The organism is Duganella paludis (genome assembly GCF_054461335.1).
Map to the genome: position 1 here is coordinate 6,210,095 of NZ_CM136922.1, position 22,901 is coordinate 6,232,995.

The 22,901-nt window shown below is 63.6% G+C and carries 17 protein-coding genes and 3 tRNA genes; 13 read left to right on the plus strand and 7 right to left on the minus strand.

Going from position 1 to position 22,901, the window contains the following annotated elements; genetic code table 11:
* Positions 1-183 precede the first annotated feature (183 nt).
* The 6 genes from ACXZ1M_RS27375 (at position 184) to ACXZ1M_RS27400 (ending at position 3,672) form a co-directional block, all read left to right on the plus strand.
* Positions 184-456, plus strand: a complete 273-nt coding sequence (locus tag ACXZ1M_RS27375; protein ID WP_373986811.1) for an HU family DNA-binding protein — start codon at positions 184-186, stop codon at positions 454-456.
* Between the two features lie 49 nt (positions 457-505).
* Positions 506-581, plus strand: a tRNA-Val gene (locus tag ACXZ1M_RS27380).
* Positions 582-650: 69 nt separating this feature from the next.
* A tRNA-Asp gene (locus ACXZ1M_RS27385) sits at positions 651-727 on the plus strand.
* A 36-nt stretch (positions 728-763) separates the two neighbouring features.
* Positions 764-840 (plus strand) — tRNA-Asp (locus ACXZ1M_RS27390).
* A gap of 193 nt (positions 841-1,033) precedes the next feature.
* Positions 1,034-1,624 carry a PEP-CTERM sorting domain-containing protein gene (locus tag ACXZ1M_RS27395; protein ID WP_459050746.1) on the plus strand — a complete coding sequence of 197 codons (591 nt, stop codon included), beginning with the start codon at positions 1,034-1,036 and terminating at the stop codon, positions 1,622-1,624.
* A gap of 137 nt (positions 1,625-1,761) precedes the next feature.
* Positions 1,762-3,672 carry a SurA N-terminal domain-containing protein gene (locus ACXZ1M_RS27400; RefSeq protein WP_459050747.1) on the plus strand — a complete coding sequence of 637 codons (1,911 nt, stop codon included), beginning with the start codon at positions 1,762-1,764 and terminating at the stop codon, positions 3,670-3,672.
* A gap of 31 nt (positions 3,673-3,703) precedes the next feature.
* Here ACXZ1M_RS27400 and mnmH read toward each other — a convergent pair whose 3' ends face one another.
* Together mnmH and ACXZ1M_RS27410 are read right to left on the minus strand one after the other, a co-directional pair.
* Complete coding sequence (gene mnmH, locus ACXZ1M_RS27405) at positions 3,704-4,759, minus strand: tRNA 2-selenouridine(34) synthase MnmH (protein WP_459050748.1); 1,056 nt, start codon at positions 4,757-4,759, stop codon at positions 3,704-3,706.
* Entirely contained in the window at positions 4,756-5,394 is a 639-nt protein-coding gene (locus tag ACXZ1M_RS27410; RefSeq protein ID WP_459050749.1) for an arylesterase, read from the minus strand. The genes mnmH and ACXZ1M_RS27410 overlap by 4 nt, the downstream gene beginning before the upstream one ends.
* On the opposite strand from ACXZ1M_RS27410, the gene ACXZ1M_RS27415 reads away from it, so the two are divergent.
* Complete coding sequence (locus tag ACXZ1M_RS27415; protein WP_459050750.1) at positions 5,393-6,145, plus strand: ABC transporter ATP-binding protein; 753 nt, start codon at positions 5,393-5,395, stop codon at positions 6,143-6,145. The genes ACXZ1M_RS27410 and ACXZ1M_RS27415 overlap by 2 nt on opposite strands.
* 94 nt (positions 6,146-6,239) lie before the next feature.
* On the opposite strand, the gene ACXZ1M_RS27420 is transcribed toward ACXZ1M_RS27415, so the two are convergent.
* Positions 6,240-7,745 (minus strand): NAD(P)H-hydrate dehydratase, encoded by a 1,506-nt coding sequence (locus ACXZ1M_RS27420; RefSeq protein ID WP_459050751.1) that lies wholly within the window; start codon positions 7,743-7,745, stop codon positions 6,240-6,242.
* A 96-nt stretch (positions 7,746-7,841) separates the two neighbouring features.
* Here ACXZ1M_RS27420 and ACXZ1M_RS27425 point away from each other — a divergent pair, with 96 nt between their 5' ends.
* The 5 genes from ACXZ1M_RS27425 to ACXZ1M_RS27445 all read left to right on the plus strand — a co-directional run bounded on the left by ACXZ1M_RS27425 (position 7,842) and on the right by ACXZ1M_RS27445 (position 13,549).
* Entirely contained in the window at positions 7,842-11,438 is a 3,597-nt protein-coding gene (locus ACXZ1M_RS27425) for a hydantoinase B/oxoprolinase family protein (protein WP_459050752.1), read from the plus strand.
* 36 nt (positions 11,439-11,474) lie between these two features.
* The gene (locus tag ACXZ1M_RS27430; RefSeq protein WP_373986818.1) at positions 11,475-11,687 is read left to right on the plus strand and encodes a helix-turn-helix domain-containing protein; all 213 of its coding nucleotides are present in this window, start codon (positions 11,475-11,477) and stop codon (positions 11,685-11,687) included.
* A 13-nt stretch (positions 11,688-11,700) separates the two neighbouring features.
* Entirely contained in the window at positions 11,701-12,276 is a 576-nt protein-coding gene (locus ACXZ1M_RS27435; protein ID WP_459050753.1) for a Clp protease N-terminal domain-containing protein, read from the plus strand.
* A gap of 118 nt (positions 12,277-12,394) precedes the next feature.
* The gene (locus ACXZ1M_RS27440) at positions 12,395-12,535 is read left to right on the plus strand and encodes a hypothetical protein (RefSeq protein ID WP_459050754.1); all 141 of its coding nucleotides are present in this window, start codon (positions 12,395-12,397) and stop codon (positions 12,533-12,535) included.
* 3 nt (positions 12,536-12,538) lie between these two features.
* The gene (locus ACXZ1M_RS27445; protein WP_459050755.1) at positions 12,539-13,549 is read left to right on the plus strand and encodes a TraB/GumN family protein; all 1,011 of its coding nucleotides are present in this window, start codon (positions 12,539-12,541) and stop codon (positions 13,547-13,549) included.
* A 108-nt stretch (positions 13,550-13,657) separates the two neighbouring features.
* Here ACXZ1M_RS27445 and ACXZ1M_RS27450 read toward each other — a convergent pair whose 3' ends face one another.
* A complete protein-coding gene (locus ACXZ1M_RS27450; protein WP_459050756.1) occupies positions 13,658-15,295 on the minus strand; it encodes a response regulator in 1,638 nt (545 codons plus the stop codon).
* Positions 15,295-16,950, minus strand: coding sequence for a tetratricopeptide repeat protein (locus ACXZ1M_RS27455; protein WP_459050757.1), 1,656 nt, complete (start codon positions 16,948-16,950; stop codon positions 15,295-15,297). Before ACXZ1M_RS27455 ends, ACXZ1M_RS27450 begins: the two co-directional genes overlap by 1 nt.
* Positions 16,951-17,246: 296 nt before the next feature.
* On the opposite strand from ACXZ1M_RS27455, the gene purL reads away from it, so the two are divergent.
* The gene (purL, locus tag ACXZ1M_RS27460; RefSeq protein WP_459050758.1) at positions 17,247-21,296 is read left to right on the plus strand and encodes a phosphoribosylformylglycinamidine synthase; all 4,050 of its coding nucleotides are present in this window, start codon (positions 17,247-17,249) and stop codon (positions 21,294-21,296) included.
* Here purL and ACXZ1M_RS27465 read toward each other — a convergent pair whose 3' ends face one another.
* Together ACXZ1M_RS27465 and ACXZ1M_RS27470 are read right to left on the minus strand one after the other, a co-directional pair.
* Positions 21,297-21,962, minus strand: a complete 666-nt coding sequence (locus tag ACXZ1M_RS27465; RefSeq protein ID WP_459050759.1) for a DNA alkylation repair protein — start codon at positions 21,960-21,962, stop codon at positions 21,297-21,299. It abuts the gene before it with no gap.
* Positions 21,963-22,055: 93 nt separating this feature from the next.
* Complete coding sequence (locus ACXZ1M_RS27470; protein ID WP_459050760.1) at positions 22,056-22,835, minus strand: peptidylprolyl isomerase; 780 nt, start codon at positions 22,833-22,835, stop codon at positions 22,056-22,058.
* Between the last annotated feature and the right edge of the window lie 66 nt (positions 22,836-22,901).

Sequence of the window (22,901 nt, forward strand, 5' to 3'; positions counted from 1 at the left end):
TTTTTAGTGGCATGTAGTTTGAAACAGGCGCTTATATAGCGCCTGTTTTGTTATTTTTACCTATTTTTCTATTGTGCAGCCTTGACACCAAGGTGGGCTGGCTTGTTTAATACGGCCTGAAATTTTTCTGTTTCCGTGTTTTAAGCGGAAACAACGATATAACCTATGTGACGGGGAATTGCTTTGAATAAGACTGAATTGATCGACCATATCGCCACCACCGCTGATATTTCGAAAGCGGCTGCTGCCCGTGCGCTGGACGCAGTAATCGACGGCGTCACCACCACCCTGCAGAAAAACGACAGCGTGACCCTGGTCGGCTTCGGCACCTTCACCGTGAGCGAACGCGCTGCCCGTACCGGCCGCAATCCGCGCACCAAAGAAGAGATCGTTATTGAAGCAGCCAAGGTTCCTAAATTTAAAGCTGGTAAAGCTTTGAAAGATGCTGTAAACTAACGGACTTCGGCGAGCAGCACAGGTAATTCAGCTGCTCATCGCGGCAAACGGGCGGTTAGCTCAGTTGGTAGAGCGGAGCCCTTACAAGGCTTAGGTCGGGAGTTCGAGCCTCTCACCGCCCACCAAGATGTTTGAAAAAACATGTTTGCCAAACAGTAAGTATTAAAGTAAAATGTAGCACCTTGTATTTTGCTGGAGCGGTAGTTCAGTTGGTTAGAATACCGGCCTGTCACGCCGGGGGTCGCGGGTTCGAGTCCCGTCCGCTCCGCCAACAAAATACAAAACGACGTAGTAGCAATACCGTTTAGGAGCGGTAGTTCAGTTGGTTAGAATACCGGCCTGTCACGCCGGGGGTCGCGGGTTCGAGTCCCGTCCGCTCCGCCAGAATATAAAACCCCGCAGCTTGCATAAAGCTGCGGGGTTTTTCGTTTATATCGCCCGAGATTCAAAAATATATCACCTACGGCAACATTTATTGATGAGCGTGTTCCGGAAGGAAAAATCAATCACACTAGGCAACAAATGCTGCTAAGATGGCAATTCAGTTGTTCCTAGGTAAATAAAAAAAGGGGGGATCATGTTCGTCAAACAAATCGCAATCGCCGCAGCCCTGCTGTGTGCTTCGTCGGCGCAAGCCGCCACCATATTCTCGGATAACTTCGACAACGACGTGCTGGCGCTCAACTCCACCAGCTTCCTGGGCGGCTGGACGGTTTCCGGCGGCGGCACGGTCGACACCATTGGCCCCGGCCTGTACGACGTCTTCCCGCTAAACGGCCACTACATCGACCTGGATGGCTCGAACGGTGCCACCGGCCTGTTCAGCAAGAGTTTTGTTGCCACTGCAGGCACGACCTATACCGCCACCTTCCAGCTGGCCGGCAATCACCGCGGCTATGGGGACGATACCGTGGCAGTCAACTTTGGCTCCGCGAGCGGCAGCTACACGCTGTCCAGCGGCGACGCATTCGGCAGCCACACCCTGACCTTCACTGCTGTCACCAACAGTGCGTTTAGCCTGAGTTTCAAGAACAGCGGCGGCGATTACGTTGGCGGTCTGCTGGACAATGTATCGGTGACCGCCGTGCCGGAACCGACTACCTACGCCATGCTGTTGGCCGGCCTGGGCTTGATGGGCGCGGTTGCGCGCCGTCGTCGCAACGGCTGATCTGCAACATGGCCGTTTTGCCAAGGATGGCCCTTGCTATGACGGGGTGTGCACTGTAAAATCCGGCAACCGGAATTGGCGAACGCGAGTTCGCCTTTTTTGTATGTGCAAGCCCCATCAATCCGAATTGGCAGACCATGTTTGAATTTATTCGTACCCACCAACGCTTGATGCAGATTTTCCTGGCCATCATCATCGTGCCATCGTTTGCATTTGTCGGTATCGGCAGTTACAAGAGCTTCGGCGACGACGCCGGTACCATCGCCAAGATCGACGGCAAGCCGCTGACCCAGCTGGAATTCGACAACGCCGTCCGTAATCAACTCGACAGCTATCGCCAGCGCCTGGGCGCGCAGTTCGACCAGAAAATGTTCGACACGCCCGAGTTCAAGCAAAACGTGCTGGACCAGCTGATCGCGCAGCGCGCGATCGCCGCCGAGGTCGTCCACGCCAACCTGAGCGTCTCCGATGCCCAGCTGCAGAAGGTCATCGTCGACCAGTTCGGCGGCCCGGCCGGTTTCAATATGGACAACTACAAGCAGGCGCTGGCCGCCCAAGGCATGCGTCCGACCGATTACGACGCCCGCATGCGCCGTGAACTGGTGCTGCAACAGCTGGCCACCGCCGTCGAAGGCACCGGCTTCGCGCCGCGCACCGTCGCCAAGACGCTGTCGGACATCGCCGCGCAGGAACGCGAAGTGCAGGAACTGCTGCTGCCGGTCAGCGAGTTCGTGCCGCAGGTCAAAGTCACCGACGAGATGGTCAAAGCCTTCTACGACAAGAACGCCAAGTTCTTCGAAGTGCCGGAGCAGGCCAAGATCGAATACGTGGTCTTCAACGCCGACGTCGTGGCCAGCCAGGTCAGCGTGACCGACGCCGAAGTGTCGGACTACTACGCCAAGAACTCGGCCCAGTTCACCACGCCGGAAAGCCGCCGCGCCAGCCACGTGCTGATCACCGTGAAAAAAGGCGCGAGCTCGGCTGACACCGCCGCCGCCAAGGCCAAGGCCGACGCCATTGTCGCCGAGCTGCGCAAGACGCCTGCCGATTTCGCCAAGGTCGCCAAGGCCAAGTCGGAAGATCCTGGTTCGGCCGAGCAGGGCGGCGATCTGGGCGTGATCGAAAAAGGCACGCTGGTCGCGCCGGTCGAAAACGCCATCGCCAAGCTCAAGCAGGGCGAGATCAGCGATCCAGTCCAGTCGGAATTCGGTTTCCACGTGCTGACCGTGACCGAACTCAAGCCAGCCGTGGTCAAACCACTGGAACTGGTGAAAGCCGACGTGGCCGACCTGCTGAAAAAGCAGAAAGCCTCGAAAAAGTATGCGGAAATGGCCGAAGCCTTCACCAACACCGTCTACGAACAGGCTGACAGCCTGAAGCCGGTGGCCGACAAGCTGGGCCTGAAGATCGAAACCGCCGCTGGCGTTTCGCGCAATCCTTCGCCGATGGCTGCCGCCGCGCCGTACAACAACGCCAAGTTCCTGGCCGCGCTGTTCTCGAATGAGTCGCTGAGCAACAAGCGCAACACTGAAGCGGTGGAAACCGCGCCGAGCACCCTGGTGGCCGGCCGCATCGTCGAGTTCAAGCCTGCCAGCAAGCGTCCGCTGGCTGAAGTCGATGCGCAGATCCGTCAGCGCGTGACCATCGAAGAAGCGGCCAAGCTGGCCGCCAAGGCTGGTGAAGAGAAGCTGGCTGCGTTCAAGAAATCGGGCGATGCAACCGGCTTCGGCGCCGCCAAGCTGGTGTCGCGCGCCAAGGTTGAAGGCATCAACGGCCTGGCCATGCAGTCGATCATGAAGGCCGACGTCAGCAAGCTGCCGGCCTACGTCGGTGTCGACGTGCCGGGCATGGGTTACGGCCTGTACCGCATCGGCAAGGTGCAGCAGCCAGCCCAGCTGGATGAAGCACAGCGCAAGCAGGAAGCCGAACAGATCGGCACCATCGTGGCGCAGCAGGAGATGGCTCAGTACCTTGAGCTGCTCAAGCAAAAAGCCAAGGTGAAGATCCTCAAGCCGATTGCCAGCGCAACCGTGACTGAAGTGAAATAAAAGAAAGGCCGCTCACATCGAGCGGCCTTTTTTACATGGCGAGCAGTTGTCGCGCGGCGGTCGCGAAGGCCTCGGCGTCGATATCGTCCAGATGCAGCGGCAGCGCCTGGCCGTAGCGGACGAAGTTGCGGTCGATCGAGCGCAGATAGGCGGGATCGTAGTGCTGGGCCAGCAGTTCATCGACCAGCTCGGGCATGCGGCCGGCTTGCGACATGGCTTGCCAGTGCGCGATCTTTTCCTTGCCGTGCAGCTGGGTCAGGTGCTCCAGCTGCGTATTCAGCGACTCCGGGCTGACCAGGAAATGCTGGTAGTCCTCCATCAGCAGGCGCACGCGGTCCTGGCGCGACAGCGTCAGCGCGATGCAGTCCGCGCCGCGCATGGTTTCCATCAGCGCCGCCGGCACGCGCACGTTGCCGACCTTTTTGCTTTCCGCCTCCACAAACACCGGCCGCGCCGGATCGAAGCGGCGCAGCACGTCCCACGCCATGGTCTCAAAGGCCTTCTGGCTCGGCTGCGGCTGGCTGGGCAGGTGGCCCAGCACCGAGCCCCGATGCGCGGCCAGCAGCTCCAGGTCCAGCACTTGCGCGCCTTGCGCGGCCAGCACCTCCAGCAGGCGGCTCTTGCCGCTGCCGGTGGTGCCGCACACCACTTTAAAATTCAGTTGCGGCGCATGTTCCAGCGCCGCGTTGACGTGCTGGCGGAAGGCCTTGTAGCCGCCGTCCAGCTGCACCACCGGCCAGCCGATCTTGGCCAGGATATGCGCCATCGAACCGCTGCGGTTGCCGCCGCGCCAGCAGTAGACCAGCGGGCGCCACTCGCGCGGCTTGTCTATCCACAGCGTTTCCACGTAATGCGCGATATTGCGGGCGACCAGCGCCGCGCCCAGCTTCTTGGCCTCGAACGAGCCGATCTGCTTGTACATGGTGCCGACTCGGATGCGCTGCTCGTCATCGAGCACCGGCGCGTTGATGGCGCCGGGCAGGTGATCGAGCGCGAACTCGCCCGGACTGCGGGCGTCGATGATGGCGTCAAAGGTATCGAGCTGCGCGAGCACCTGGTCGATGCTCAGTATTTCAGGGTACTTCATTTGGCCTTGATGGTTTTTTGCAGGGTGGGCCAGATATTGGCAAGAATGATGGAATGCGCCTCGGCCAGCGGGTGCAGGCGGTCGGGCTGGAACAGCTGCGGCTGGTCGGCCACGCCGTCCAGCATGAAGGGCACCAGTGGCGCCTTGATGTCCTTGCTCAACGTGCCATACATGGCGAAGAACTTGTCGGCGTAGTCGCGGCCGTAGTTGGGTGGCATGCGCATGCCGATCAGCATCACCTTGGCGTCGGCCTTGGCTGCGGCGTCGCTCATGGCGCGCAGATTGGAGTGGGCGGCGGCCACCGGCAGGCCGCGCAGGCCGTCGTTGGCGCCCAGTTCGATCACCACCAGGTCGGGCTTGTACTTGCTCAGCAAGGCGGGCAGGCGCGTGCGGCCGCCGCTGGTGGTCTCGCCGCTGACGCTGGCGTTCACCAGCACCGCATCGATATTGTTTTGCTTGAGTTTGCGCTCGGCCAGTGCGACCCAGCCGGTGCCGCGCGCCAGGCCATATTCGGCCGACAAACTATCTCCGAGCACAAGCACGGTTTTTGGTGCAGAATAGGCGCTCGCCGCTGCCGACAGCAGGAGCAGGGCGGCCAGGGCCTTACCCGATAAACGATTTAATAGACTCAGCATGCCAGATTTCCCTAATGCATCAACACATTTCATCCCGGATGGTCCGGCGTTAGCGTCCCCGGCGGCTACGCCGGCGGCGGTGGCGGCGCAATCGGCGATCGTGGTCAGTGGTCTGGCCAAGCGCGTTGCCGACGCCAGCGGCGAACTGACGATTTTGCACGAGGTGGATTTTACCGTGCAAAAGGCCGAGACGCTGGCGATAGTTGGCGCCTCGGGTTCGGGCAAGTCGACGCTGCTGGGCTTGTTGGCCGGGCTGGACACGCCCAGTGCCGGCACCGTGGTGCTCGACGGCGTCGATATTTACGCCTTGGACGAGGATGGCCGGGCGGCGCTGCGCATGGCAAAGCTGGGCTTTGTGTTCCAGTCCTTCCAGCTGCTGGCGCACCTGACGGCGCTGGAAAACGTCATGCTGCCGCTGGAACTGGCCGGCGTGGCGCAAGCGCGTGAGCGGGCCGAAGCGATGCTGGCGCGGGTCGGCCTGTCGAGTCGCCTGAAACATTATCCGAAATATCTATCGGGCGGCGAGCAGCAACGCGTCGCGCTGGCGCGCGCCTTTGTCACCGAGCCGCCGCTGCTGTTTGCCGACGAGCCGACCGGCAGCCTGGACGCCGCCACCGGCGAAGCGGTGATCCAGCTCATGTTCGAGCTCAACCGCCAACACGGCTCGACGCTGGTCCTGGTCACCCACGATCAAGCCATGGCCGCCCGCTGCCGCCGCACCATCACCATCGCCGCCGGCCGCCTCATCTAAATCCGGGGTCAGGTCCTCCATTGCTACACGGGCTGTACCGTAGCGACCGCTACGGTACAGCCCGTGTAGCAATGGAGGACCTGACCCCGAAGTTTTAGCGGGTGTGGTGTTGGACCATGCGGTTCAGGGCCACGCGGATCGCGGGGATGAGTTCGGCGGCGGTGAGGCCGATCGGGCCGGCGCCTTCGGTCACCAGTACATCGGCCGCCATGCCGTGCAGCCAGACCGCCGCCAGCGCCGCTTCCCACTGTGGCCAGCCTTGCGCCAGCAGCGCGCCGCATAGGCCCGCCAGCACGTCGCCCGTGCCGGCCGTGGCCAGCGCCGGATTGCCGGTGGTGTTGATGACCGCGTCGCCACTCGGCGCGGCTATGACCGTTCCCGATCCCTTCAAGATGACCACAGCGTGCAGCCGCTTCGCCAGCGTGCGCGCGGCGGCCAGGCGGTCGGCCTGCACCGCGCCTATCGTCGTGCCCAGCAGGCGTGCCGCTTCCAGCGGATGCGGTGTCAGCACCACCGCCGCCGGCCGCTGCGCCAACGCCGTTTGCAGGGACGGATTGGCCGCCAGCAGGTTGAGGGCGTCGGCGTCGGCCAGCAGCGCGCTGCCGCAGCCGATGGCGCGCGCCAGCAATTCGTGTGCTGCCGCCGAGTTGCCCAGGCCGGGACCGATGACCAGCGTCGCCAGGCTGAGGTCGAAGTCGCCGGCGCTGCGGCACATCAATTCCGGCTGGCCGGGATCGCTGGCCAGCGCTTCTTCCGGAAACAACGCGTAGACCCGCCCGGCGCCGCTGTTGAGCGCAGCCCGCGCCGCCAGGATGGGCGCGCCGCTCATGCCGCGCGCGCCGCCGATCACCGCCACGTTGCCGTAACTGCCCTTGTGCGAGTTGTGACGCCGCGCGCGCAGATGGCGTGCAAAGAATTTAACGTCGTTCAAATGCAGCTGAGATGGCGCGTAGTGGCCGGCGTCGACGTCTAGCCGCGCCACGTCCACCAGCCCCGCGTAGTCGCGGCCGTCGCAGGTGTGCAGGCCCGGCTTGTTGCCGATGAAGGTGAGCGTGTGCGTGGCGTGGATGGCGATCCCGTCCGGCCCAACCACGGCGCCGCTGTCCGCGTCCATCCCGCTGGGGACGTCCAGCGCCAGCACGTTGCAGCGCAGCTGGTTGATGGCTTCCGCCAGCGCGCGGAATTCGCCGTCAAGCGGGCGCTTCAGGCCGATGCCGAACAGGCCGTCCACCACCAGATGCCATTCCGCGCCGCCGATGTCGGCGTCACCCCATTCGCGGAAGCGGGCGTCGCTGACCTTGGCGCGCTGCAGCGCCGCCTCGCGCTCGGGCGAAGCTGCGCCGGTCGGCGCGAAGTGAACCAGCGTGACGTGCGCGCCGGTGTACGAGATGTGAGCCGCCGCCTCCAGCGCGTCGCCGCCGTTGTCGCCCGGCCCGGCCAGCACCAGCACGCGCGCCTGCGTGGTGGCGAAGGGCAGCAGGTCGAGCGCGGCGTTGGCTGCGGCCTGGCCGGCGCGCTGCATCAGCGCACCCGGTGGCAGCACGGCGGCTGCGGCGCGCTCGATGGCGCGGATCTCGGCGACGGAGTAGAGGGGATTCATGGTGCTATTTTATCATCGATATTTCTGCGTGCACCGCTGGTGTGCGGGCCGTCGGCGGCACTACAATAGACGCATCACAACGAGGCGAGGCACGGCATGGATTGGCAATTCTGGATAGACCGCGGCGGTACGTTCACCGACATCGTGGCGCGCGCGCCCGACGGCCGGCTACGCACGCTCAAGCTGCTGTCCGAGAATCCGGAGCACTACGCCGATGCGGCCATCGCCGGCATCCGCCAACTGATGGGCGTGGCCAAGGGCAAGCCGATTCCGGTGGCGCAAATTGGCGCCGTCAAGATGGGCACCACGGTGGCCACCAACGCGCTGCTTGAACGCAAGGGCGAGCCGACCGCGCTGGCCATCACGCGCGGCTTCCGCGACGCGCTGCGCATCGCCTACCAGAACCGTCCGCGCCTGTTCGACCGCCACATCGTGCTGCCCGAGCTGTTGTACAGCCACGTGATCGAGATCGACGAGCGCGTCGGCGCGCACGGCGATACCGTGACGGCGCTCGACCTGACGGCCGCGCGCGCCGGCCTGGCGCAAGCCTACGACATGGGGCTGCGCTCGCTGGCGGTGGTGTTCATGCATGGCTACCGCTATCATGCGCACGAAAGCCGCGTGGCCGACCTGGCGCGCGAGATGGGTTTCACGCAGGTGTCGGTGTCGCACGAAATCAGCCCGATGATGAAGCTGGTGGCGCGCGGCGACACCACCGTGGTCGATGCCTACCTGTCGCCGATCCTGCGCCGCTATGTCGACCAGGTGGCGCACGAGCTGCCGGGTGTGAACCTGCAGTTCATGCAGTCCAACGGCGGCCTGACCGATGCGCGCGCCTTCCAGGGCAAGGACTCCATCCTCAGCGGCCCGGCCGGCGGCATCGTCGGCATGGTCCGCGCCAGCAAGCTGGCCGGCTTTGAAAAGGTGATCGGCTTCGACATGGGCGGCACCTCGACCGACGTGTCGCACTACTCGGGCGAATTCGAGCGCGTGTTTGAAACGCAGGTGGCCGGCGTGCGCATGCGCGCGCCGATGATGAGCATCCACACGGTGGCGGCGGGCGGCGGTTCGGTGCTGCATTTCGACGGCAGCCGTTATCGCGTCGGCCCGGACAGCGCGGGCGCCAATCCCGGCCCGGCCAGCTACCGGCGCGGCGGACCGTTGGCGGTCACCGACTGCAACGTCATGCTGGGCAAGATCCAGCCCGCCCACTTCCCGCAGCTGTTCGGCGCGGACGGCAAGCAGGCGCTGGACGCGGCCACGGTGCGCGATCGCTTTACCGAGATGGCCGAGCAGATCGCCGCCGCCACCGGCAAGGAAACCGCGCCGGAGCAGGTGGCCGAAGGCTTCCTCGATATCGCGGTCGGCAATATGGCCAACGCCATCAAGCAGATTTCCGTGCAGCGCGGCCATGACGTCACCGAATACGCGCTCACCAGCTTTGGCGGCGCCGGCGGCCAGCACGCCTGCCTGGTGGCCGATGCGCTGGGCATGAAGACGGTGTTCGTCCATTCGCTGGCCGGCGTGATGTCGGCCTACGGCATGGGTCTGGCCGACCAGACGGCGATGCGTGAAGCGGCGGTCGAGATCCGTCTGAACGCCGCCGCCCACGCCGACCTGGAAGCTCGCCTGCACGCGCTGGGCCGCCAGGCGCGCGCCGACCTGCATCACCAACAGGTGGAAGACCAGCGCATCACGCTGATCCGCCGCGTGCACCTGCGCTACGAAGGCACGGACACCGCGCTGATCGTGCTGTTCGATACGGTCGAGAGCATGCAGGACCAGTTCGAAGCCGCCTACCGCAAGCGCTATTCCTTCCTGATGCAGTCGCGCGCGCTGATCGTGGAGGCGGTGTCGGTGGAGGCGGTGGGCAAGTCCGATGCGCCGGCCGAATCGGTGGTGCCGGCCGCGCGCCGCGTCTCAGGCCTGATGCCGCACGCGGTGGTGCCGATGTACACCGGTGGCACGTGGCGCCAGACCGGCTTGTACCAGCGCTCAACCACGCGCATCGGCGATGTGATCAAAGGTCCGGCCATCATCGCCGAAGCCAACGCCACCACCATCGTGGAAACCGGCTGGCAGGCCGAGGTCTCGCTGCACGACCACCTGGTGCTGAAACGCTTGGCCGCGCTGCCGGAACGGCGTGCCATCGGCACCACGGCCGATCCGGTGATGCTGGAGATCTTCAACAACCTGTTCATGTCGATCGCCGAGCAAATGGGGCTGCGGCTGCAGAACACGGCGTATTCGGTCAATATCAAGGAACGGCTGGACTTCAGCTGCGCCATCTTCGACGCCGACGGCAACCTGATCGCCAACGCGCCGCACATGCCGGTGCACCTGGGCTCCATGGGTGAGAGTATCAAGACCGTGATGCGCGAGAACGCCGGCCGCATGCGCCCAGGTGATGTCTTCATGCTCAACGATCCCTACAACGGCGGCACGCACTTGCCGGACGTGACGGTGATTACGCCGGTGTTCGACGAAGCCGATCAACGCATCCTGTTCTACGTCGGCTCGCGCGGCCACCACGCCGACATCGGCGGCACCACGCCAGGCTCGATGCCGCCGGATTCGCGCGTGATCGAAGAAGAGGGCGTGCTGATCAACAACTTCAAGCTGGTCGATGGCGGTCGGCTGTTGGAGGCGGAGACGCGCGTGCTGCTGGCGAGCGCACGCCATCCGGCCCGCAATCCCGACCAGAACATGGCCGATCTGCGCGCGCAGGTCGCCGCCAACCAGAAGGGCGTGGATGAACTGCGCAAGATGGTGGCGCACTTCGGCCTGGAAGTGGTGCAGGCCTACATGGGCCACGTGCAGGACAACGCCGAGGAAGCGGTGCGCCGCGTGATCTCGGCACTGAAGGACGGCGCCTTCACGCTGCCGCTCGATAACGGCGCGCAGATCCAGGTAGCGGTACGCGTGGACCAGGCGGCGCGCAGCGCGGAGATCGACTTCAGCGGCACCTCGGCGCAGCTGGAGAACAACTTCAACGCGCCGTCGGCCGTGTGCATGGCGGCCGTGCTGTACGTGTTCCGCACGTTGGTGGACGACGAGATCCCGCTCAACGCCGGCTGCCTCAAGCCGCTGAAGGTGATCATCCCGCAGGGCTCGATGTTGAATCCCGTGTATCCGGCCTCGGTCGTTTCCGGCAATGTGGAGACGTCCACCTGCATCACCAACGCGCTGTTCGGCGCGCTAGGCGTGATGGCGGCGGCGCAGGGCACCATGAACAACTTCACCTTCGGCAACGAGAAATATCAGTACTACGAAACCATCAGCGGCGGCTCCGGCGCCGGCGAGGGCTTCGACGGCACGAGCGTGGTGCAGACCAATATGACCAACTCGCGCCTGACCGATCCCGAGATCCTGGAATTCCGCTTCCCGGTGCGGCTCGACAGCTACGAGATCCGGCAGGGCAGCGGCGGCGCCGGGCGCTGGCACGGCGGCAATGGCGGCGTGCGCAAGGTGCGTTTCCTGGAGCCGATGACGGCGGCCATCCTGTCCAACAACCGCATCCATGCGCCGTTCGGCATGGCCGGCGGCGAGCCGGGGGCGCTGGGCCGCAACAGTGTGCAGCGCGCGGACGGTAGCGTCGAGGTACTGGGCCACATCGGCAAGACCGATATGCAACCTGGCGATGTGTTCATCATCGAGACGCCGGGCGGTGGTGGCTTTGGTCCGTCAATTTAAGTTGACAGTCCGGTGTTCGTCAATTAAAGTTGACGCATGACCGCTCTCCATCAACTGACGATTCCTGACGAACCCGGCGACGCCATGGCGGCGGCGCTGGCCTTGCGCGATCTGGCCGACCAGATCGAGCGCAAGGCCGTCAGGCGGGCGCTGGACGACGGCTGGACCTGGGCCCAGATCGCTGAAGCGCTTGGCGTCAGCAAGCAGGCCGCCCACAAAAAGCATGCAGCGAATCTGGCGCGCGGCTGACCGGAGATGAACGATGTTTGCAAAACTCAAGCAGCGCTGGCAAGACACGCGCACCATCATGGCCCTGTCGCTGGATGCGGAAAAGCGCGCCTTGCAGGAAGGGCGGCAGCACCCGGGCGCTGAGCACTACACATTGGCTGCGCTCGATTTGCCGGATGGCAGCGCGCGCCGCGTATTCGCGCGCATCGGCGCTGATCCCGAAGCCTATCGCGCCGCGCTCAGCAATCGCCACGCCGCCGCGCTCGGGGCGATCGGGCTACACGATGCTGCCGCGCTGGCGGCCGCCGCAGCGGAGGCAACCGGGCCGGGCGCCGCCTCGACCAGCGCCTGGCCGGGCGACAGTGACGCCATGCCGCCAGCGAAGCCGGCCATACTGTTCGATGCCCAATCTTCCGGCCAGGCGCTGATGCAAAGCCTGCCCGAGTTGCAGCGCCGTTTGCCAGCACCGTTGTGCGGTGCGCATGTGTTGCTGGCCACCGCATCGATGGCGCACAGTGCCGCCGGCCGCGCCTTCAAGGCCATCGGCATCGATCCACAGGCGCTGGGCAGCGCCGCCGAAGCCGAGCTGCGCGCGGCCATGCCTTCCTGATAATAGTCGAGCCAGACGATACCCGTAGTGCCGGAATCCGCTACCCTGGATTCCCGGCTTGTCCAGGCGGCAACTGCCGACGTACAGTCAGGTTTTTCAGCGGCCCGGAGAGCACACCATGCGAACAATTTTGAACATCTTGCAGAGCCACAGCTCGCCGCGCGCCGCCATTCTGTCTTCCTTCGGCCTGTGCGGCTTGTATTTCGCCTCCTGGTACATCATCAGCCACTATCTTTCCGCCGGTCTGGTCGGCTTCTAAATCATGCGCATACGCCTGCTGTCCGCACTTTGCCTGACGCTTCACCTGACTTCCGCATTCGCCCAGACCGAGGCGCCGCCCGCCGACGCGCCTGCGACCGAGGAAGCCGTGCCGGAAACCATCCTGCTGGTAGGCCAGCGTCCCGGCCCTGGCCTGTGGAAGGTCAGCAAGGGCGACCATGTGTTGTGGGTGTTCGGCACCTACTCGCCGCTGCCGCAGAAAATGGAATGGCGCTCGCAGGAAGTGGAGCGCATCCTGGCGCAGACGCAGGAATACCTGTCGCCGCCGGGCGCCCACGCCAGTGTCGGCTTCTTTCGTGGCCTGACGCTGCTGCCCAGCCTGATCGGCCTGAAGAAAAATCCCGATGGCGCCAGCTTGCGCGACGTGCTGCCAGCCGATGTGTACACTCGCTGGCAACCGCTGAAAACCAAATACCTCGGCGAAAACGACGACATCGAACGCGAACGGCCGATCTTCGCCGCCGAAGCGCTGTACGAAGCCGGCTTGAAGCAGGCCGGCCTGTCCAAAGGCTACGAAGTGGAAAAGAAACTGTTCGCCATCGCCAAGGAGCGCAAGATCAAGCTGACCGAGACCGCCGTCAAGTTGGAGATCGACAACGCCAGCAAGATGGTGAAAGACTTCAAGAAGTCGCAGATTGCCGACGCCGCCTGCCTGGACAAGACACTGTCACGGCTGGAAAGCGACATCGGCGCCATGCGTGTGCGCGCCAACGCCTGGGCCAAGGGTGACCTGGACGCGATCCGCAAGCTCAGCTATCCCGATCAGGAGCAGGAATGCGGGGACGCCATGCGCAATGCCGACTTCGTCAAGACCGCACCGGGCTTCCAGAATGTCAAGGAGCGCATCCGCGAGGCCTGGCTGGCCGCCGCCGAGAAGGCGCTGGACGCCAACGCCAGCAGCTTCGCCACGCTGCGCCTGACCAATATCTTCGGTCCGGAAAACTATCTGGCGGCGCTCAAGAACAAGGGCTATCAGGTCGACAGCCCGGAATAAAAAACGTCATTCCGCCCATTGGGCGAAATGACTTCCCGCAAAGGCGGGAATCCATGATTCGCCGGGCAAGCCACTCGGTATGGGTTCCCGCCTTCGCGGGAACGACGACTAGGCCACCGCCGAGATACCGTATTTGCGCTGGGTGTACTGATACTGCGCCATCAGCGCTTCCAGCGCCGGATGATCGGGATCCAGTCGGCGCATGCGTTCGATCAGGAACTGGCATTGCTCCGCCAGCGGCGCCTCCCAGCCCAGATCGTCGAGCTGCTTGAGCATCGCCCCCGTCGCCGCCGGCAGCAGAGCCATATTGCCCGGCGCCTTGCGCAGCCCCGCGTTCAAGGTATCGACCGCCGCCCGCAGATCGCCCTGGCCGCGTTGCTCGGCCGCGTGGGCCAGCAATTCGTCCACCTGATGCTTGATCTGTTCACCCATGCCTTCGGCCAGGTCGTGACGGCCGGCTTTTTCAAACACCTGCACCGCGTCGTCCATGGACACGCCGCTGTCCGTATCGTTCATCAGGTTCAGCATCAGGTCCGAGGCTTGCTGGTCGAGCTTGATGTTCAGGCAGCTGTGCACCAGGCCGATCTTCAGGTTGGTGGACAGGCCGCGCGTGGCGCCGATGGCGTTGACCGCATTGGTCAGCTCGGTCGCAGCGGCGCTGATATTGCCCGTCATTTCCTGCAGCAGGCCGGCTGCGATGGCGCGGCAGGCATCGACATTGGCGCCGCCGCGCAGCGAGCGCTCCATGTCGCGGATCACGTTGCTGGCCTGGTTGGCGTCGCCTTTCCGGACCAGTGTCTTGACCAGCTTGACGTGGTCCTCAGGGTCGCGGAACTCGGAGTACTTGGCCTTGGCCACCACCTGCTTGAACGCCTTCTCGGCCACGCCGACATCGCCCGTTTCATAGGCCACGTCGCCCAAGTGCCGCAGCCGGTGCACCATGTGCGGTGAAATGGCGACCGCGTCCTCCAGGATCTTCTTGGCCGATTCCTGCTGGCCCAGCGCCTCGTGCGTGCGTGCCAGCAGATCGTAGGCCGCCATGTATTTGCCGTTGTGCGCCAGCAGCTCTTGCAGCGTGGATTGGGCCTCGACATATTTCTGCTGGCCGAACTGGCAGCGCGCCAGGCCCAGGTGCGCCCAGGCGATGGGCTTGGTCATCAGGATCATCTGGTAAGCCAGCTCCGACTCGCCCAGCTCGCCCAGCTGGGCCAGCAATTCGGCCCGCAGGCGGGCGAACTCGACGGCATAGCGTGGATTCTTTTCCTCGCCGACGACGCACTCGTCGATGGCCTTGCGCAGGTTGCCCATCTCGATCATTTGGTAGGCGCGCAGGAAGACGTCGCGCCGGTCCACCGCCTTGCGGATGCGCTGCAGCAGCGCATCCACGGTGAAGGGCTTGAGCACGTAGTCGGTTGGCGTCAGCTCGGCCGCGCCGATCACCTTGCTGTAGACGCCCTCCGAAGTCAGCATGATGAAGATGGTCCACGGCACGATCAGCTTGTGATGGCGCAGGTCTTCCAGCAATTGCTGGCCGTCCTGGCCGCTGTCGCCGGAACCGTTGCCGAGGTCGTACTCGCACAGCACCAGGTCGTAGGCTTTCTTGTTGATCTGGCGAATCGCCGTGCCGGCGCTGACGGCGTCGTCAATGTTGGTGATGCCGGCCTGACTGAGCATGTTGCGCAGGTTGGCGCGCATGCTTTGGTTCGGGTCCACCAGCAGGACGGAGAGGGCGGCGTAGTCGGACATCAGGAGCTTTCAGCCGGGGTGGAGGACGCCTGCGCGGCGGCCTTTTGGCGCGCCGACGCATATTGCGCCAGCAAGCCCGGCAATAATGGGTGTTGGGGATTGTCTTCGCGCATGCGCCGCATCAGCGCCGTGCATTGGGTGGCCAGCTCGGCATCCCAGCCGAGCTCGGTAATCTGGCGCAGCATGGCGGTCACGCTCACCGACCACAGGCCGGTGTGGGCCGGATGGCGTTGCAGCGCATCCTGCAGCGTGCTCACGGCGGCATGCAGGTCGCCGGTGCGGCTGAAGGCGGCCGCTTCGCGCACGGCGGCGTCCACCGCCTGTTCCTGGCCCAGGGTGTAGCGCTTGACGATGTCCTGGCGGTCGGCCTGCTTGCACAGGTCGATCACCTGTTCCGCGTCCACACCGCTGTTGGGGTTGGCGATCAATTGGTCGAACAGGGCGGCGGCTTGTTCGTCGAGACGGTTGGCCAGGCAGCTGTGCGCCAGCCCCAGCTTGAGGTTGCTCGACATGCCGGTGGCTTCGGCCAGCTTGTCCATAGCCTTGGCCAGCTCGGCCGCCGCGCCCTCGGCGTCGCCGTTGAGCTGCTTGACCATGGAGGCCGCGTAGCCACGGCAGACGTCGACACTGGGGCTGGCGCGCATCGAGCGTTCGAGGTCGCGCACCACGGCGGCGGCAGCCGTCGCATCGCCCTTGTGGACCAGCGCGCGCACCAGGTTGACATGGTCGGCAGGATCGCGGAATTCGGAATACTTGGCCTTGGCCACCACTTGCTTGTACGCCTTTTCGGCGGCGGCGACATCGCCGGTGGCCAGCGCCACGTCACCCAGGTTGCGCAGGCGGCGCACCATGTGGGGCGACAGGGTCACCGCATCTTCCAGCACCTGCTTGGCCTCGGCGTCCTGGTCCAGCTCGCGCAGCACCTGCGCCAATAGGTCGTAGGCGGCCATGAACTTCGGATTCTCCGCCAGCAGTTGGCGCAGCAGGGCTGCGGCGTCGGCCAGCCGGCCTTGCGCGTAGACCGCGCGCGCCTGTCCCAGCTGAGCCCAGCCCAGCGGCTTGACTTTGAGGATGGCGCCGTACGCCTGCTCGGCGTCGGCATGGCGTTCCAGGCTGGCCAGCAGTTCGGCGCGCAGGCGGGCGTAATCGATGGCATAGCGCGGCTGCGCGGCCTGGTTGGCCAGGCAGGCCTCCATCGCCTCGCGCGCGCGGCCTTGGCCGATCAATTGATACACCGGCAGGAACACGGCGCGGCGCTCCAGCGCGCGGCCGATGCGCTGCGACAGTACGTCGACCGTGAACGGTTTGAGGATGTAGTCGGTCGGCAGCAGCTCTGCAGCGCTGACTACTTTGCCGTACACGCCTTCCGAAGTCAGCATGACGAAGATGGACCATGGGCTGATCACCTTGTGGTGGCGCAGGTCTTCCAGCAGTTGCTGGCCGTCCTGGCCGGCGCCGTCGCCATCGCCGCCGAGATCGTATTCGCACAGGATCACGTCGTAGGCGCGGACGCTCAGGGCGCGGATGGCCGTGGCGGCGCTGACCGCGTGATCGACCTTGCTGATATTTACCTGGGTCAGCATGTTGTGCACGCTGGCGCGCATGCTCTGATTGGGGTCGACAATCAGAACCGACAGGTTGCTATAGTCGTGCATTGCTTGCTCTCGTGGGTAATGCTACTTTCAGAAGAGCATACTCCAAGGCAAGCCGTAAAGGCAGGAAACCGCCGCCCGCCCGGGCCGCAGCGCGGTTTTTTTGGCGTTTTTGCCCCGAAATGTTGCAGCCAAGGCACGTTTTACTGCGCCGCGACGATGAGATTCCCCGGGCGGCGGGTGGCGAGGGAGGGGTTGAAAAGGGTATAATGCGCGCAAAGGAAAATTCAGCAAGACAAGTATCTAGTGCCCCATCTCCCTTTAAACCGCAGCCTAGCTGCCTCAACTACCTTCCCACCATGCTGATTCTGCCGGGTTCCAACGCCCTGTCCGCATTCCGTAGCCAACGCCTGTTGAACCAATTGCAAGCGGTGCTGCCTTCCGTCGCCGCCGTCCAGGCGCGCTATGTCCACTTCATCGATGCCGCCGCGCCGCTAACGGCCGACGACACCAGCCGCCTGACCGGCCTGCTGACCTACGGCGAGCCGGCCCACGCCGACAACACCGAAGGCCACGCCGAGGAATTCTTCGTCATCCCGCGCTTCGGCACGATTTCGCCGTGGGCCTCCAAGGCCACCGACATCGTCCACAACTGCGGCATGGCGCACATCAAGCGCGTCGAGCGCGGCGTGGCGTATCGCATCAACCTGAAGACCGGCATCCTGGGCAGCAGCATCGGCGCGGCCAAGAAGCTGAGCGACGATGAACTGCAAGCCGTGATCGCGCTGCTGCACGACCGCATGACGGAATCGGTGCTGCGCTCGCCGGACGACGCAGCCGGCCTGTTCCGCGAACTGAAGGCGCGTCCGCTGGAATCGGTGGACGTGATCGGCAGCGGCAAGGCCGCACTGGACAAGGCCAACACCGACCTCGGCCTGGCCATGTCGGACGATGAAGTGGAATACCTGGACGCCGCCTTCACCAAGGCCGGCCGCAATCCGACCGACGTGGAACTGATGATGTTCGCGCAGGCCAACTCGGAGCACTGCCGCCACAAGATCTTCAACGCCGACTGGACCATCGACGGCGTCGCCCAGCCGAAGTCGCTGTTCGGCATGATCAAGAACACCCACCAGCTACAGCCGAAAGGCACCGTGGTCGCCTATAGCGACAACTCCTCGATCATGGAAGGCGCGGAAGTGATGCGCTTCTTCCCGCAAGGCGAAGGCCAGCAGTACGCGCCGATGACCGAGCTGACCCACACGCTGATGAAAGTGGAAACCCACAACCACCCGACCGCGATTTCGCCGTTCCCTGGCGCCTCCACCGGCGCCGGCGGCGAGATCCGCGACGAAGGTGCGACCGGTCGCGGCGCCAAGCCGAAGGCCGGCCTGTGCGGCTTCACGGTCTCGAACCTGCTGTTGCCGGGCGCCGTGCGCGCCTGGGAAAGCGATGCCGTCGTTACAGCGCCGGTGGCCGATTACCGCGATTCCGGCACGCCTTACGGCAAGCCGGAGCGCATCGCCTCGCCGCTGCAAATCATGATCGACGGCCCGCTGGGCGGCGCCGCCTTCAGCAATGAATTCGGCCGTCCGGTGCTGGGTGGTTACTTCCGTACCTACGAACAGAACATCGGCAAGCAGTTCGCCGGCGCGCACGACACCGTGTTCGGCTACCACAAGCCGATCATGATTGCCGGCGGTATCGGCAACATCTCGTCGCAGCACACCCACAAGAACGACATCCCGGTCGGCAGCCTGCTGGTGCAGCTGGGCGGTCCCGGCATGCGCATCGGCATGGGCGGCTCGGCCGCTTCCTCGATGGCCACCGGCACCAACACCGCCGACCTGGACTTCGACTCGGTCCAGCGCGGCAATCCGGAAATGGAACGCCGTGCACAGGAAGTCATCAACGCGTGCTGGCAGCTGGGCGCGAACAATCCGATCATCTCGATCCACGACGTGGGCGCCGGTGGTCTGTCGAACGCCTTCCCGGAAATCACCAACGACGCCAAGCGCGGCGCGATCTTCGACCTGCGCAAGATCCCGCTGGAAGAGAGCGGCATGGCGCCGAAGGAAATCTGGTCCAACGAATCGCAGGAACGTTACGTGCTGGCGATTGCGCCGTCCGACCTGCCGCTGTTCCAGTCGATCTGCGAGCGCGAGCGCAGCTTGTTCGCCGTGGTCGGCACTGCCACCGAAGAACGTCAGCTGAAGCTGATCGATCCGGAACTGGGCAACGATCCGGTCGACATGCCGATGGACGTCCTGCTGGGCAAACCGCCTAAGATGCAGCGCGACGTGCACCATGTGCAGAACGATTTCCCGGCCATCGACCTGACCGGCATGGACCTGGAAGAAGCCGCCAAGCGCGTGCTGTTGCTGCCTACCGTGGGCGACAAATCCTTCCTGATCACCATCGGCGACCGTACCGTGGGCGGCATGTCCGTGCGCGACCAGATGGTCGGCCCATGGCAAGTGCCGGTGGGCGATTGCGCCGTGACCGCCATGAGCTTCGAAGGCTACCTCGGCGAAGCCATGGCCATGGGCGAACGCACGCCGCTGGCCGTGATCAACGCCGCCGCGTCGGGCCGCATGGCCGTGGCCGAAGCGGTGCTGAACATCGCCGCCGCGCCGATCCGCTCGATCGAAGACATCAAGCTGTCCGCCAACTGGATGGCCGCCTGCGGCCAGCCCGGCCAGGATGCGGCCCTGTACGACACCGTCAAGGCCGTCGGCATGGAACTGTGCCCGGCGCTGGGCATCTCCATCCCGGTCGGCAAGGATTCGCTGTCGATGCGCACCACCTGGAAAGATGGCGACGACGCCAAGGCCGTGCTGTCGCCGGTCTCGCTGATCGTATCGTCGTTCGCACCAGTCTACGACGTCCGCAAATCGCTGACGCCGCAACTGCGCACCGATGCCGGCGACACCGCCATCATCCTGATCGACCTGGGTCGCGGCAAGAACCGCCTGGGCGCCTCGGCGCTGGCGCAAGTCATGGGCCAGCTGGGCAACTCGGTGCCGGACGTCGACAATCCGGAAGACATCAAGTCCTTCTTCGCCGCCATCCAGCAACTGAACGCGGACGGCAAGCTGCTGGCCTACCACGACCGTTCGGACGGCGGCCTGTACGGCACGCTGACCGAAATGGCCTTCGCCGGCCGCGCCGGCCTGTCGATCAACCTCGACATCCTGACCCTGGAAGAAGGTCACGGCGCCGACCAGGGCGACGCAAAGAACTGGACGCAACAGATCGCCGAACGCCGCAACGAGCAAACCTTGCGCGCGCTGTTCTCGGAAGAGCTGGGCGCCGTGATCCAGGTGCGTGCCGACGAGAAATCGGCGGTCATGGACGTGCTGCGCTCGTTCAACCTGGGCGCTTGCAGCCACATCATCGGCAAGACCAACGACCGTGGCGTGATCGAATTCACCCGCGACGCCAAGGTCATCTACAACAAGCCGCGCGTGGAACTGCACCGCCTGTGGAGCGAGACCAGCTGGCGCATCGCCCGCCTGCGCGACAACCCAGCCTGCGCCGACGCTGAATACGACCGTCTGCTGGACGAACAAGACCCAGGCATCACGCCGAAAGTCAGCTTCGACCTGAGCGAGAACGTGGCGGCGCCGTTCCTGAACAGCGGCGTGCGTCCACGCGTCGCCATCCTGCGTGAGCAGGGCGTCAACTCGCACATCGAGACCGCTTACGTCATGCACCAAGCCGGCTTTACCGCCGTCGACGTCCACATGAGCGACCTGATTGCCGGCCGCGCCAAGCTGGACGACTTCCAGGGCATCATCGCCGTCGGCGGCTTCTCGTACGGCGACGTACTGGGCGCGGGCGAGGGCTGGGCCAAGACCATCCTGTTCAACAGCGCTCTGTCTGATCAATTTGCCAAGTTCTTCGCCCGTGGCGACAGCTTCGGCCTGGGCGTCTGCAACGGCTGCCAGATGATGAGTAACCTGAAACCGCTGATCCCTGGCGCGCACGCCTGGCCGAAATTCACGACCAACAAGTCGGAGAAATTCGAAGCCCGCTTCGCCATGGTGGAAGTGCTGGATTCTCCATCGATCTTCTTCCAGGGCATGGCCGGCACCCAAACGCCGATCGCCATCGCCCACGGCGAAGGTTATGCGGACTTCTCGCAGACCGGCAACATCAGCGAAGCCGTGGCCGCCATGCGCTTCATCGACAACCGTGGCGCCGCCACCGAAGCCTACCCGTACAACCCGAACGGCTCGCCGCAAGGCCTGACATCGGTGACCACGGCGGACGGTCGCTTCACGGTGATGATGCCGCACGCCGAGCGTGTATTCCGTACCGTCCAGCATTCGTGGGCGCCGGAATCGTGGGGTGAGGAATCGCCTTGGATGCGTATGTTCCGTAATGCCCGTAAATTTATCGGGTAATTAAACGGCGAGGTGTTTATTCGCCTCACGGAAACTGAGCGGCGCAAGCCGCTCTTTTTCTTTGTGGGTGAATAAGCGCACGACGTCCGGCGCGTGGCGGGCATAATCCCTTAATGCCCAGCCGATGGCTTTTTGAATGAAGAATTCTTTTTCATGCGCCAAGGTCAGCGCATATTCAAATAAGCGTTGTTCATCCGCTTTATTTCGCCAGCCTAATTGATGCAATAAGGCGATGCGCCGGACCCACATATTATTGTCGCGCAGCGCGTCGTCCATATAATCATGGTCATGACGTAAAACCTTACCGATGATTCCCGCCAAAGCATCCACCGTATCCCACCACGATTTATCCTGCGCCAATTCCAGCAATGCTGGAATATCGGCGCTATTCAATTCTTTCCAGTGCATGGCCAGCAGGTCGAGCGCGACGTATTGATATTCGCGTTCGTGCAGTGTCCATAGCGCGCGGGCGTGGTCGAGCAGGGCGTCGGCGCCGGCGCCTTTGAGCGGTCGCAGTACATCCTTGCAGGCGGCGCGGCGCTGCGGCGTACCGACGCCAAGGAACGCGAACTGATCACGCATATAGGCGCGCATGGCGGGTGCGCGTCCGCTGTCCACTACCGGGGCGAGGACGGCGTTTACTTGGCTCAGGAGCTCAGGTTTCATGCTAGTTCTTGGCTTGTACAAGCCAGGTTTGAGTTTGTGGAGGACGTAAAAAAAGCGCCTGCATGCAGGCGCTTCTTGTAGGCCAGGTCCAGATTACTGGATCTTGGCTTTCTTGGTCAGCTCTTCGCGGTAGGCCACGATCTTGCGCTGTTGGATGCCTTCGGCCACTTGGGCTTTGACTTCTTCAAACGATGGGAACTTGGTTGGACGCGATTCTTCCAGTTTGATAACGTGGAAGCCGAATTCCGATTTCACAGGGGTCTGGGTGATTTCGCCGTTTTTCAGCGCGATCATCGCGTCCGAGAATGGTTTCACCAGTTTGGCCGGGGTCATCCAGCCCAGGTCGCCGCCATTGGCGCCCGAACCTGGATCTTTCGATACCTTGGCCAGCTCTTCGAATTTACCGCCGGCTTTCAGCTTGGCAATAATATCCTTGGCTTCCTGTTCGGTTGGCACCAGAATATGACGCGAGTGATATTCGGTTGGGCCGACAGCGGCTTTATATTTGTCGTATTCAGCTTGAATCTCGGCGTCTTTCACCGGATTCTTTTTCACATAATCAGCCAGCATGGCGTTGATAATAATGCTTTGACGGGCATTTTCAATCGCTGCATTGACTTCGGCTTTTTTGCCGTAGCCTTGTTTGTCTGCTTCCTGCAGCATGACTTCACGGCCGATCAGTTCTTTTTTAACGGCTTCACGCAGTTGCGGCGAATCCGGTTGCTGGCCCTGGGCCACAACTTGTTTGACCATTTGATCAACCTTGGCGGCTGGAATTGCCTTGCCATTGACGGTCGCAGCGTTCTGCGCGAAAGCTGGTGCTGCCGCGACGGCGATCAGGGCTAACATCAGGCGGGCTGGCTTCAACATCATTATTCAAATCCTTTAAAAATTACAACTCTGAATTACACTCTAAGGGTGCATGATACCAACGCTGAA

Coding starts and splice junctions, on each gene's coding strand:
- ACXZ1M_RS27395 (WP_459050746.1), top strand. CDS start 1,034: ATGTTCGTCAAACAAATCGCAATCGCCGCAGCCCTGCTGTGTGCTTCG.
- ACXZ1M_RS27400 (WP_459050747.1), top strand. CDS start 1,762: ATGTTTGAATTTATTCGTACCCACCAACGCTTGATGCAGATTTTCCTG.
- mnmH (WP_459050748.1), bottom strand. CDS start 4,759: ATGAAGTACCCTGAAATACTGAGCATCGACCAGGTGCTCGCGCAGCTC.
- ACXZ1M_RS27415 (WP_459050750.1), top strand. CDS start 5,393: ATGCCAGATTTCCCTAATGCATCAACACATTTCATCCCGGATGGTCCG.
- ACXZ1M_RS27410 (WP_459050749.1), bottom strand. CDS start 5,394: ATGCTGAGTCTATTAAATCGTTTATCGGGTAAGGCCCTGGCCGCCCTG.
- ACXZ1M_RS27420 (WP_459050751.1), bottom strand. CDS start 7,745: ATGAATCCCCTCTACTCCGTCGCCGAGATCCGCGCCATCGAGCGCGCC.
- ACXZ1M_RS27425 (WP_459050752.1), top strand. CDS start 7,842: ATGGATTGGCAATTCTGGATAGACCGCGGCGGTACGTTCACCGACATC.
- ACXZ1M_RS27430 (WP_373986818.1), top strand. CDS start 11,475: ATGACCGCTCTCCATCAACTGACGATTCCTGACGAACCCGGCGACGCC.
- ACXZ1M_RS27435 (WP_459050753.1), top strand. CDS start 11,701: ATGTTTGCAAAACTCAAGCAGCGCTGGCAAGACACGCGCACCATCATG.
- ACXZ1M_RS27440 (WP_459050754.1), top strand. CDS start 12,395: ATGCGAACAATTTTGAACATCTTGCAGAGCCACAGCTCGCCGCGCGCC.
- ACXZ1M_RS27445 (WP_459050755.1), top strand. CDS start 12,539: ATGCGCATACGCCTGCTGTCCGCACTTTGCCTGACGCTTCACCTGACT.
- ACXZ1M_RS27450 (WP_459050756.1), bottom strand. CDS start 15,295: ATGTCCGACTACGCCGCCCTCTCCGTCCTGCTGGTGGACCCGAACCAA.
- ACXZ1M_RS27455 (WP_459050757.1), bottom strand. CDS start 16,950: ATGCACGACTATAGCAACCTGTCGGTTCTGATTGTCGACCCCAATCAG.
- purL (WP_459050758.1), top strand. CDS start 17,247: ATGCTGATTCTGCCGGGTTCCAACGCCCTGTCCGCATTCCGTAGCCAA.
- ACXZ1M_RS27465 (WP_459050759.1), bottom strand. CDS start 21,962: ATGAAACCTGAGCTCCTGAGCCAAGTAAACGCCGTCCTCGCCCCGGTA.
- ACXZ1M_RS27470 (WP_459050760.1), bottom strand. CDS start 22,835: ATGATGTTGAAGCCAGCCCGCCTGATGTTAGCCCTGATCGCCGTCGCG.